The 12,167-nt window shown below is 72.2% G+C and carries 8 protein-coding genes and 1 pseudogene; 6 read left to right on the top strand and 3 right to left on the bottom strand.

All coding sequences use genetic code 11. The annotated features are described in order from the left end of the window. Positions 1–8 precede the first annotated feature (8 nt). Entirely contained in the window at positions 9–1,478 is a 1,470-nt protein-coding gene (locus OG494_RS17765; protein ID WP_328457060.1) for a dihydroorotase, read from the top strand. Between the two features lie 23 nt (positions 1,479–1,501). Here the strand turns inward: OG494_RS17765 and OG494_RS17760 are convergent, their stop codons facing one another. The 3 genes and pseudogenes from OG494_RS17760 to OG494_RS17750 all read right to left on the bottom strand — a co-directional run bounded on the left by OG494_RS17760 (position 1,502) and on the right by OG494_RS17750 (position 3,042). After that, positions 1,502–2,317, bottom strand: a complete 816-nt coding sequence (locus OG494_RS17760; RefSeq protein ID WP_328457058.1) for an IclR family transcriptional regulator — start codon at positions 2,315–2,317, stop codon at positions 1,502–1,504. A 187-nt stretch (positions 2,318–2,504) separates the two neighbouring features. Next, positions 2,505–2,588: pseudogene (locus OG494_RS17755) on the bottom strand (UDP-N-acetylglucosamine acyltransferase); the annotation flags it as partial. A 1-nt stretch (position 2,589) separates the two neighbouring features. Next, positions 2,590–3,042: a MarR family winged helix-turn-helix transcriptional regulator gene (locus OG494_RS17750; RefSeq protein ID WP_328457056.1), complete on the bottom strand. Its 453-nt coding sequence runs from the start codon at positions 3,040–3,042 to the stop codon at positions 2,590–2,592. A 90-nt stretch (positions 3,043–3,132) separates the two neighbouring features. On the opposite strand from OG494_RS17750, the gene OG494_RS17745 reads away from it, so the two are divergent. The 5 genes from OG494_RS17745 to OG494_RS17725 all read left to right on the top strand — a co-directional run bounded on the left by OG494_RS17745 (position 3,133) and on the right by OG494_RS17725 (position 12,117). Next, positions 3,133–4,002, top strand: coding sequence for an alpha/beta fold hydrolase (locus tag OG494_RS17745; protein ID WP_328457054.1), 870 nt, complete (start codon positions 3,133–3,135; stop codon positions 4,000–4,002). A 66-nt stretch (positions 4,003–4,068) separates the two neighbouring features. Beyond that, a complete protein-coding gene (locus OG494_RS17740; RefSeq protein ID WP_328457051.1) occupies positions 4,069–5,538 on the top strand; it encodes a hypothetical protein in 1,470 nt (489 codons plus the stop codon). After that, a complete protein-coding gene (locus OG494_RS17735) occupies positions 5,535–6,608 on the top strand; it encodes a hypothetical protein (protein ID WP_328457049.1) in 1,074 nt (357 codons plus the stop codon). Before OG494_RS17740 ends, OG494_RS17735 begins: the two co-directional genes overlap by 4 nt. 27 nt (positions 6,609–6,635) lie before the next feature. Continuing rightward, positions 6,636–7,235: a TetR/AcrR family transcriptional regulator gene (locus OG494_RS17730; protein WP_328457047.1), complete on the top strand. Its 600-nt coding sequence runs from the start codon at positions 6,636–6,638 to the stop codon at positions 7,233–7,235. Between the two features lie 349 nt (positions 7,236–7,584). Next, on the top strand, positions 7,585–12,117 hold the full coding sequence (locus OG494_RS17725; RefSeq protein ID WP_328457045.1) for an RHS repeat-associated core domain-containing protein: 4,533 nt from the start codon (positions 7,585–7,587) through the stop codon (positions 12,115–12,117). Positions 12,118–12,167 lie beyond the last annotated feature (50 nt).

Raw genomic sequence — 12,167 nt, 5'->3', positions numbered from 1 at the left:
GGAGAGAAATGGCAACGACGGAACTGCTCGTGAAGAACGTCCGGGTCGTGCGGCCCGACGACGCCGACGGGGCCGAGCCGGAACTGCTGGACATCGCCGTCAACGACGGCACCATCACGCGGGTCGCCCCGGACCTGCCCGCCGACGACGCCGCCCAGGTCGTCGACGGCCGCGGGCTGCTGGCCTTCCCCGGTGTCGTCGACGCGCACCAGCACTGGGGCATCTACAACGAGCTGGCCACCGACACCCGCACCGAGAGCCGCGCCAGCGCGCAGGGCGGCGTCACGACGTCGCTGACGTACATGCGCACCGGCCAGTACTACCTGAACAAGGGCGGCAGCTACCGCGACTTCTTCCCCGAGGTGCTCAGCGCGTCCGAGGGCAACGCCTACGTCGACTACGCCTTCCACCTCGCGCCGATGAGCTCGCAGCACATCGCCGAGATCCCTTACCTGGTCGAGGAATTCGGCGTCACGTCGTTCAAGATCTTCATGTTCTACGGCAGCCACGGCCTGCACGGACGTTCGACCAGCCAGAGCGACTTCCTGATGATCCCGCCGGACGAGCGCTACGACATCGCGCACTTCGAGTTCGTGATGCGCGGGGTCCAGCAGGCGCGCGAGGTCCTGACCGAGTACGCGCCGCACCTGTCGCTCTCGCTGCACTGCGAGACGGCGGAAATCATGACGGCGTACACAAAACTGGTCGAGCAGGACGGTTCGCTGTCGGGCCTGCGGGCCTACAGCGCGTCGCGGCCGCCGCACTCCGAAGGCCTCGCCGTCACCATCGCGTCCTATCTGGCGCACGAGACCGGGCTGCCCAACATCAACCTGCTGCACCTGTCGTCGGAAAAGGCGCTGTCGGCCGCGCTGACGATGGGGAAGGCGTTCCCGCACATCGACTTCCGGCGCGAGGTGACGATCGGGCACCTGCTGGCCGACGTCGACACCGCGTCCGGCATCGGCGGCAAGGTCAACCCGCCGCTGCGCGAGCGCGACGACGTCGAGGCGCTGTGGCGGCACGTGCTCGCCGGCGACGTCGACTGGGTGGTCAGCGACCACGCGTGCTGCCGCGACGAGCTGAAGTTCGGTTCGGATCGCGACGACGTCTTCCTGGCGAAGTCCGGTTTCGGCGGTGCCGAGTACCTGCTGCCCGGTCTGGTCGGAGAGGGCACCAAGCGGGGCCTTTCGCTGCAACGGATCGCGCAGCTGACGTCTCTTAACCCCGCACGCCGCTACGGCCTGCTGAACAAGGGCACGATCGCCGAGGGTTTCGACGCCGACTTCGCGCTGGTCGACCCGGACGTCCGGTGGACGGTGCGCGCGGCGGAGTCGGAGTCGGCGCAGGAGTACACGCCGTTCGAGGGGTTCGACATGACCGCGAAGGTGACCGACACGTTCGTGCGTGGCCACCACGTGTTCGCCGACGGCAAGATCGCCGGCGACCCGGTGGGCCGCTACCTCAAGCGCGGCAGGTGATCGGGGGCGGCCGGTGGGTTCCCCTACCGGCCGCCCGGCTCCCGCAGCCAGGCCCAGCTCTGCCGGATCTCCGCCGCGGCTTCGCGCACGAGGTCGCGGTAGCGGCTCACGGCGTCGGGGGTGAAGCGGTACTGCGGGCCGCAGATGCTGATCGAGCCGTGGACCTCACCGTCCGGCCCGAACAGGGGAGCGGCGACCGAGCCGGCGCCGGGCTGGCGTTCGCCGAGCGATACGGCGACGCCGTCCCGGGCCACCTCGGCGAGGGCATCGCGCAGCTGCTCGGCGGTGGTGATCGTGTGCTCGGTCAACGCGGGGAGTTCGTGGTGCAGCAGGGCTTCCCGGCGGTCCTCGGGCAGGGACGCGAGGATCACCTTGCCGGAGGACCCGGCGTGCAGCGGGAACCGGCGGCCCAGCTCCACGGTCATCTTGATCTCGCGCGGGCTCTCGAACTGGTCGAGGTACACGCGTTCGTCGCCGACCAGGCCGGACAGCGTGGTCGTCTCCCCGGTCTGCTCGCGCAGCCGCCGCAGGACGGGCGTGGCGGCGACGCGGGCGTCGAACCGGCGCAGGGCGCTCGCCCCGAGGGCGACGGCCGCGGGCCCGAGCCGGTAGCCGGCGACGCCGGGATCGGTGGCCAGCATCTCGCGCGAGACGAGCGACTGCAGGATCCGGTAGACGACGGCCTTGGACAGGTCCAGCTCGCGGCTGATCGCGCTGACACCCAGGTACCGGGGGCCGCCGGTGAAGAGCAGCAGCACGTCGGCCACCCGCGCGGCGGCCTCGGTCCCGGTGTTGTCCGCCGCGGCGGGCTTGCGTCCGGCGGTACTGTTGACGGCCAAGCTCGTGGTCCTCGAATTCCGGATCGTTTCGCTGACAGGAACGATTTCGACCGGAATGGTAGCACTTTCGGACGTGACCCGACGTTCGTTCCGGTCAGCGATACAACTTCGACGACTGGGGTCGAGCGGCGCCCTCGACTCGGCTCTGTGTGCTCGGCGGAGCGTTCTGGTCATTGCCGGCGCAGCGCCGGGCCGGGTTGCCGAGGGTGATGGTGAACGCGCCCACCTCGCGGCGGACCGCAGCGCCCGTCCCGGCCATCGCGCCGGGGCCGCTACTCGGGTGCGTCGACGACCGGGGTCGTCCCCGCGGTGAGGCGGGTCAGGTGCGCTTCGAGGGTCGCCAGCTGGGCCGGGCCGATCTCGGCCGCCCAGCGGTCGCGGACGTGGTCCAGCAGGGTGCCGCCGATGCGCATCAGCTCGTGGCCGTGCGGGGTGACCCGCAGGCGTTTGCGGCGGGCGTCGGCCGGGTCGGCTTCGCGCTCGACGTAACCCAGGTCCTCGAGGATGGCGATCCGCTGCGCCGCCGCCTGTTTGGTGACCGACAGCCGCCGGGCCAGTTCCGAGGCGGTGTCGGCGCCCGTGTCGACCGCGCGCAGCGCGAACTCGACGGCGGGGCGGACCCTCGGGTGCCCGTGGTCGGCCAGCTCGATCGAGACGTCGTCCACCATCGACCGGAACCCGCGCAGCAGCAGGAGCGCCAGCTCGGCACCCGAGGATCGCTCCATGGGCAAAGCATAGACAGCCGACGTTATGGACAAGGGGCTTGTCTATCTGTAGGTTAGACAAGTAACTTGTCCAACCGATGAAGGAGTCTCATGGATCTCCCCGGCGTCGAGCACCACCGCGTGCGCGTCAACGGCACCGAACTGCACTACGCCGCCGCGGGCGCGACCGGTTCGCCCGTCCTCCTCGTGCACGGCTTTCCCGAGTCCTGGTGGGTCTTCCACAAGCTGATCCCGCTGCTCGCCGCGCACCATCGGGTCATCGCCGTGGACCTGCGCGGGTTCGGCGACTCCGCCGTCGCGGGTGACGACCACGACAGCGTCACCGCCGCGAACGACCTGGGTGCCCTGGTCGTGGAGCTGGGCCTCGGTCCCGTCCACCTGACCGGCCAGGACGTCAGCGGCGGCACGACGTTCCGGCTCGCCGCCACGCGTCCGGAGCTGGTGCGCAGTTACGCGGCCATCGAGACCGGCCTGCCCGGGTTCGGCGTCGAGGCGCTGGCCGACGTCACCCGCGGCGGTGCCTGGCACATCGGCGTGCTCGTCGCGCCGGGGATCCCCGAGCTGCTGTTGGCCGGGCGCGAGCGGGCATTCCTCGCCGAGTACGCCATTCCGGCGCTCAACGCCACGCCGGAGGCGTTCACCGACGCCGACATCGACGAGCTCGCCCGCACGTACGCCCGGCCCGGCGCGTTCCGGGGCGCGAGCGGTCTTTACCGGTCGATGCTCCGCGAAGGCGACGAGATCCGTGAGCTGGCGAAAGAGAAGCTCGAGATCCCGGTGCTCGCGGTCAGCGGACGCTCGGGCGAGTTCTTGTCGTCGACGATGCGGCAGGTCGCGGCGGACGTGACGGCCGTGGCGTTCGAGGGCGTCGGGCACTACGTGGCCATGGCGGCACCCGGGCGGCTCGCGGACGCGATGCTGCGCTTCTACCGCGACGTCGAGGGTTCGCCGGTCCCTTGACACACGCCTCGCGTCATTCATACATTCGATGTCCGTTTGTATGAATGACGCTGGGAGTTGATCCGCATGCGGCTCGGCAAGACCGCCGTCGTCCTCGGTGGCAGCGCCGCCGGTCTGTGCAGCGCCGGGGCGCTCGCCCCGTACTTCGACCAGGTCCTGGTGCTGGAACGCGACGAACTGCCGGCCGAGGCGGAGCACCGCCGCGGCGTGCCGCAGAGCAAGCACCCGCACTTCCTGCTCAATTCGGGCCGCCGCGCGATCGGGGCGCTGTTCCCCGGCTTCGAGGACGACCTCGTCGCCGCCGGGGGACTGCACCTGATGCCGTCCCTGGACGCCGCCTACCTCGACGGCGAGGGCTGGTCGGCGCGCAAGCGCAGCGCGATGACGATGATCTACAGCTCGCGGATCCTCATCGAGCGCGTGCTGCGCGACAAGGTGCGCGGCCTGGCGAACGTCGTCATCCGCGAAGGCGCCGCGGTGCGTGGCCTGACCAGCCGCGACGGCGCGATCACCGGCGTCACCTTCACCACGTCCGGCGGCGAGGAGCGCCTCGACGCCGACTTCGTGGTCGACGCGCTCGGCCGCGGCTCGTCGGTCGGCGCCTGGCTGGTGGCGGCGGGCTGGCCCGAGGCCGAGGTGCGGACGCTCGACGCCAAGGTCACCTACACCTCACGCTGGTACGACCTGCCCGCGCCGGCCGAGCGGCCCGCGTCCTGGTGGTGGCGGCACCTGGTGATCATGCCGACGCCGGACCGCGGCGCGCACCCGGCCGAACACGACTACCTGGTCAACTTCTTCCCGATCGAAGGCGACCGCGTCATCGCCTGCATGGGCTCGTGGGGCCTCGAGATGCCGCGCACGACCGACGCGTTCGCCGAGACGGCCCGCCGCGTGCGGACGCCGTTGTTCGCCGCCGCGATGGACCGCTGCGCGCCCACTTCGGAGGTGCACCTGACCCGCTCGACGGGCAACAAGTGGCGTCGTTACGACCGCCTGCCCGCGCCGCCGAAGGGGCTGGTGTCCGTCGGCGACTCGATCTGCGCGTTCAACCCGTTCTACGCCCAGGGCATCAGCTCCGCGGCGGGCTCGGCGTTGCTGCTGCGCGAACACCTTTCCCGCGCCCGGGAGCTCGACGCCGGGTTCGTGACGCGGTTCCTGGCCGCGCAACGCAAGCTGCTCGCCGTGCCGTGGTCCCTGGCGATGGCCCGGGACCAGGGCTACGCGTGTGCCGTGGGCACGGAGAAGCCGCCGGAGTGGCGACGCCGGCTCGTCGCGGCGTTGTCCGCGCCGGCGTTCAGCCTCATCGTCGGGGCCGCCCGCGAGTACGAGGTCGTCGACGAGCACTTCGCCAAGGTGTTCAACCTCGACGAGTCGCTGGGGGAGATGCTGCGGAACCCGCGGGTGCTCGCGGGGCTCGCGCGCTACCGCCTGCGCGCGGCGCTGGGGCGGCACCGGGTGCCCTTCGGCTTCGATCCCCAGGCCGAGCCGCCGGCGACGGACTACTCGCCGGCCGCGGCGCCGGCCGGCGCCCGGTGAGCGACGGCTGCGGGCCGGACGCGGAGGCCGTCACGCGCGGCCTCGGCTTCGACTGCCACGACGTCTCGCCGGTGGTCTCGGTCCGCTTCCCCTGGGACCTGGCCGATCCGACGATGCCGCTGCTGGAGGTGCTCGTCGTCGGCGGCGCGGTGTTCGCGCTGGTGCACGCGCTGCGTCGGCACCGCGCCGGTGACCCGGTCAACCTGGCGCTGTGGTGGGCTTCGCTGGTCTACCTCTTCGTGACGGAACCGCCGCTGTACTTCCCGGAGTGGTTCGGCCTCGACAAGGTGTACGGCTTCATCTTCGCCCACAACCTGTTCACCGTGCAGTTCATGGGGGACCGGCTGCCGCTCTACATCATCGCGTTCTACCCGGTGATCAGCCAGCTCGCCTACGAGCTCGTGCGGACGCTCGGGGTCTTCCGGCGCCGGGGCCCGCTGCTCGCGTCGGTGGCCGTCGCGTTCGTGTGCCAGGTGTTCTACGAGGTCTTCGACCAGCTGGGCCCGCAGCTGAAGTGGTGGGCGTGGAACCCGGGCAACAACCTCGTCGACCACCCCGCGCTGGCGGCGGTGCCGATGACGAGCATGCTGCTGTTCGCCTCGGTTTCGATGGGCGGCCTGACGTATCTCGTCGTGCGGCTGGCCGGCGGCGGCCCGCGACATGGGTGGTCGCTGGTGTGGCGCGTTCTCGTGGCGGGTGTCCTGACGCCGTTGACGATGGCGCTCGGCGGGCTCCCGTCGAGCCTCTTCACCGGGAACATCCCGGCGCAGGCCTGGGTCCTCGGCGTCGAGCTGGCTCTGCTGTGGGCGGCCGGCGCCTGGATTCTCTCGGTCCGGCGAGGGGATCCCGAGCCGCTGTCCGCTTTCGTGCGGATCTATCCCGCCGTCTACCTGGGCGGTTTGGCCGTGTGCTGGATCCGTGCCCTGCCGGCGTACTTCGCCGCGGCCGACGGCGTCACCCGCGACGGCACGCCGATCGGGAGCGGGCTCTACGCGCTCGCCTGCTTCGTCGCGGCGGCGGTCCTGCTGCCGGCCGTGCTCCGGCGCGCCCGGCGACCTGCTCCCGTCTGAGCCGGCCGGCTCGGGGAAGATGGGCGCATGGGGTACCACGGCTGGCGGGGCAACCCGCCCGGCACCGAGGACGAGGCGCGCCGCCGGATCGTCGAAGCGGCGACGGCGTGCCTCGACCGGGCCGGGCTCGCCAAGACCAGCCTCTCCGACGTCGCCGCCGAGGCCGGGGTGACGCGGCAGACCGTCTACCGGTACTTCCCGGGCCTGAAGGACATCCTCCGCGCCGTGGGCCTGGCCGGCGTCGAGGAGTTCGCCGGGCGGATGGAACGGCACCTGGCTTCGTTCGGCACGGCCGCCGAAGCCGCCGTGGAATCGGTGGTGTTCGCGGTCCGGACGGTCCCGCACGAGCCCTACCTCGGCCTGCTCCTGCAGGCGGGCGAAGGCGAGTTCTTCACCGCCGGCGTCACATCCGAGCCGGCCTTCTCGGCCGGTGCGCGGATCCTGCGCAACGTCCCGGTCGACTGGGCGGCCGCCGGCGTCGAATCCGACGACGACCTCCAGGGGCTGGCCGAGATCCTGATGCGGCTGTTCCTGTCGTTCCTGCAGTACCCGTCGGCGTCCGCGCCCACGGACGACGAGCTGCGGGCGCTCGTCCGCCGCTGGCTCGGCCCGGCACTGCGCGGGTAGCGCCGTCCGACGCCGGAACGGGTGGTCGCGGCCGCCGGGGACCCGGCGTGGGGCGCCCGGCCGGACCGCTGGATCCGCCGACGATCTTGGTCGCGCGGGCGGAGCCGGCAGGCCGTGCGAAGTCTCGGCCTCCGGCGGCGGCAGGCGCTACGCCCCCACGCGAGGTCGGGTGCGGCCGGAAAGTACCCGCGCGAGTGCGTGCCGTCAGCGAAAAGGTCGAACGGGCAATGATCGCGCCCGTCCGGCACCGGTTCACCCGGACGTGTTCGAACGCCTTGGCGGCTTCCGGTACCGTGCTCGGGTCACCCGGAGCCGGGCACCCCGCTGGAAGCGCAAGGATGGTTGTGTAGTGGCGAATCCGCTGGTCGCGGAGACCAAGGACTCTACAAAGGCGTATTCGGGCGTGTCGCTGCTGGAGTCGGCGGCCGACCTGAAGTCCGCGATCGAGTCGGGTGACTGGGCTTCCGTCGCGATGGGCGCGGTGGGCACCGCGCTGGACGCGTTGTCGATGGCGATGGACCCGTTCGGCGCGGTCCTCGCGGCCGGGGTCGGCTGGTTGATGGAGCACGTCGGTCCGCTCAAGGAGGCCCTCAACGGGCTCACGGGCAACGCCGACGAAATCGCCGCGCAGTCGGAGACCTGGAAGAACATCGCGACGGAGCTGGGGAGCATCGGCGAGGACCTGACCGGGATGGTCAAGGCCGACACCGTGTCCTGGACCGGCCCGGCCGGGGACAGCTACCGCCAGCGCGCCGACGACACGGTGACGTTGCTGAACACCGCGCAGAAGGGCTGTGAAGGCGCTTCCAGTGGTGTGAAGACCGCCGGTGAAGTCGTCGCCGCGGTACGCGCCCTGGTGCGCGACATCATCGCCGAGCTGATCGGGCACCTGATCAGCTGGGCACTCCAGGTCGTGTTCACCTTGGGCATCGGCCTGACGTGGGTGGTCCCGCAGGTGATCGGCGCGGTGGCGAAAACGGCGTCCAAGATCGCCGACCTGGTCAAGCGGCTCGTCACGGCGTTGAAGGCGCTGGTGCCGTTGCTCAAGCGCGCGGGTGACCTGTTCTCGGATGCGGCGAAGGCGTTGCGGAACATCAAGCCGGGTAAGGCCGCTCCGCCGCCGAAGAGCATCGACATCAAGGGCAACCCGAAGGGTCTCGACGGCCCCAAGGGCAAGGGCGGGCCGGACGCGCCGCCACCGAAGACCGACCCGCCGCCCAAGGGCGGGGACTCCACCAGCCCCTCCGGGGACAAGGGCGACGGCACCTCGACCTCCGGGGCCAAGGGTGGCGGCCCCGACGCGCCGCCGAAGTCGGACCCGCCCCCGGCGTCCAAGGGACCCGACGACACCCCGTCGTCCAACGGCGGCACCACACCCTCCGGCGGCGGCAAGGGCCCGGACGGCGGACCGAAGGGCGACGGCGGCAAGCCGAAGGACGGCGGGCTGTCCAAGGACAACAACGCCCCCAAGGAGAACTCGACCCCGATCGACTGCCGCCCGGGCAGCGGTGACCCGATCGACATGACGACCGGGCGGATGATGCTCGCCCAGACCGACGTCGAGATCGACGGCGTGCTGGCGCTCGTGCTGGACCGCAGCCACTTCTCCGGCTACCGCAGCGGTGTCCACTTCGGACGGTCCTGGGCGTCGACCGCCGACCAGCGCCTGGAGTTCGGCGCGGACCGCGTCGACTTCGCCGCCGAAGACGGCACCCTGCTGATCTTCCCGGTGCCGGGCGCCGACGGCGTCACCCCGGTGGAGGGCCCGCGGTGGCCGCTGCGGCGGCTCGGCGACGAGTACCTCCTGGCCCAGCCCGACCGCGGCCGCACCCTGCACTTCGCCACCGGCGGCGCGGTCCGCTGGCTGAGCGCGATTTCCGACGCCGACGCCAACCGGATCGACTTCGATCGCGACGAGCACGGCGTGCTGCGCGAGGTCCGGCACTCGGCCGGGCACCGGATCGCCGTCACCACCGTCGACGGCCGCGTCACCGAGTTCGCCTCGGCCGGCGTGACGCTCGCCCGCTTCAGCTACGACGACCGGGCGCACCTGGTCGAGGTCGTCAACTCCTCCGGGCGGCCGTACCGGTTCGCCTACGACGAAAGCGACCGCATCACCGGCTGGCAGGACCGCAACGGCTGGGGTTACGGCTTCACCTACGACGAGCTCGACCGCTGCGTGCGCGGCACCGGCCCGCGCGGGTTCCTCAGCTACACCTTCGCCTACGACAAGGAAAACCGCGTCAACCGCGCGACCGACTCGCTCGGGCACACCACCACCTACGAGCTCAACGAGGAGTTCCAGCTCGTCCGCGAGACCGACCCGCTCGGCGGCGTCACGGCCTACGAGTGGGACCGCCACGACCGCCTGCTTGCCTACACCGACGCGCTGGGCCGCGTCACCCGCTACGGCTACGACGAACAGGGCCTGCGCACGTCGGAAACCCTGCCGGACGGGAGCGTCCGCGGCGTCCGCTACGACGGGCGCGGCCGCCCCGCCGCCACGGTCGAACCCGGCGGCGCGACCTGGACGTACGCCTACGACGCCGGAGGCCGGCTCGTCGCGGCCACCGACCCGGCGGGCGGGGTCCGCCGCTACGGCTACGGCCCGCGCGGCGCGCTCACGACGTTCACCGACGAGGAAGGCCGGCGCACCGGCGTCGAGTGCGACGCGCTCGGCAAGCCGCTGACGGTCCTCGACCCGGCCGGCGGCCGCACGGCCTACGCCTACGACCCGCTGGGCCGCGTCGTGTCGATCACCGACCCGGCCGGGCACACGACGAACCTCGCCTGGACGGTCGAGGGCGAGCTGTGGAAGCGCGTCGCGCCGGACGGGTCTGTGGAGCGCTTCACCTACGACGGCGAGATCAACGCGGTCGAGCGGACCGACGCCGCGGGCGCGGTGACCCGGACCGACTTCGGCCCGTTCGACCTGCCCGTGTGCGAGATCGCCCCGGACGGCAGCCGGACCCGGTTCGCCTACGACACCGAACTGCGCCTCGTCTCGGTCACCAACGCGAGCGGCGCCCAGTGGCGGATCGACTACGACGCCGCCGGGCGCGTGGTCGGGGAGACGGACTTCGACGGCCGGGTCGTCACCTACGTCCGGGACGCGGCCGGGCAGCTGCTCGAGAGCAGCAAGGGCGGCGAACCCACCACCTACACCTGGGACGCGCTGGGCCGGCTGACCGGCAAGCGGTACGGCGACGACGTCACCACCTACGCCTACGACGCCGCCGGCCGGCTGGTGCGCGCGGTGACCGCCGACGCCGACCTCACCCTGACCTACGACGCGCTCGGCCGGGTCGTGGCCGAGACCTGCAACGGGCGGGAAGTCCGGTCCGCCTACGACCGCAGCGGCCTGCGGACCGCCCGCCGCACCGCGTCGGGCGTCGAAAGCACCTGGACCTACGACGCGGCGAGCGCGCCGACCGGGTTGGTCACGGCCGGCCGGTCGATCCGGTTCGCCTACGACGCCGCCGGCCGGGAGATCGGCCGCGTCTTCGGCCGGACGACGCTGTCCCAGGCGTGGGACGCCAACGACCGGCTGGTCGAACAGGTCCTCACGGCCGAGGGCGGCCACCCGCTGCAGCGGCGCGCCTACGAGCACCGGGCGGACGACGTGCTCGCCGGCGTCGACGACCTGCTCGCCGGGCGCACCGACTTCGACCTCGACCGGCTGGGCCGGATCACCGGCCTGCGCCGGCCCGGCGGCGCCGAGCGCTACGCCTACGACCAGGCCGGCAACGTCACCGCGGCGGAGTGGGGCGCGCACCCCGCGGGCGGCGTCCGCGAGTACGCCGGCACGCTGCTGCAGCGGGCCGGCGAGGTGGGCTACCGGTACGACGAGCACGGCCGCCTGACCTGGCGGCAGCAGCCCGGCACCGAGGCCAGCTGGACGTTCGGCTGGAACGGGGACGACCGGCTCGTCCAGGTGCGGACGCCGGACGGGTGGGTCTGGCGCTACGCCTACGACGCGCTGGGCCGCCGGGTCGCCAAGCGCCTGCTCGACCCGGCCGGCGAGACGGCCGCCGAGACCGTCTTCGTCTGGGACGGCGTGCTGCCGGCCGAGGAGATCGTCACGACCGCGGGTGTGCCGTCCCGGACCACGACGTGGGACTGGGAGCAGGACCGGCCGGTGCCGGTCAGCGTGCTGGACCGCCGGCACGGCGCGGACGGCACGCTCGACGAGCGGTTCCACGCCGTCGTCGCCGACCTCGTCGGCAGCCCGGCCGAGCTGGTGGACGAGGCCGGGCAGCTCGCCTGGCACTCGACGCAGTCGCTGTGGGGGGTCGGGACCGCGAGCGCGTCGCCGACCCCGCTGCGGTTCCCCGGCCAGTACTTCGACGCCGAGACGGGCCTGCACTACAACGTGAACCGGTACTACGAGCCGGAGACCGGGCGCTACATCAGCCCGGACCCGATCGGGCTGGGCGGTGGCACCAACCCGCACGCCTACGTGCGCAACCCGACCGGCTGGCTCGACCCGGTCGGCCTCAAGGGCGGGAAGTGCAAGGGCGGCAAGGCGAACAACCCGGTGCTGGCCAACAACCGGCCGGGCCAGCCGGTGTTCCACGGCAACGCCAACGTCCCGGTCACCGAGATCAGCGACAAGAAGTTCGTCGGCATCCTGGAGAACCTCGCCAACGGGCGCGGGGAGGGCTCACGCCGGGCGAAGGAACTCCTCAAGCAGATGCAGGAAGGCCGCGGCTGGCAGCAGACGGCGGGCATCCACCAGGGCGGCCTGGGCGGCGCGGCCGGTGGCGCCGACCCCCGCCCGCACATCACGGTGAACGTCGGCGGCCGCGGTTACCACGTGCACGTCGGCAGTTCGAACGGCGGCCTGTTCGCCCAGGACATCACGCCGAACCCCATCCGCTGACGGAGACGGGCCGGCCCCGGCCCCCAGGCCCGGGGCCGGCCCTCGCTCCC

Source organism: Amycolatopsis sp. NBC_00438 (assembly GCF_036026695.1).
Lineage (GTDB): Bacteria > Actinomycetota > Actinomycetes > Mycobacteriales > Pseudonocardiaceae > Amycolatopsis.
This window is presented reverse-complemented; position numbering and strand designations above follow the sequence as displayed.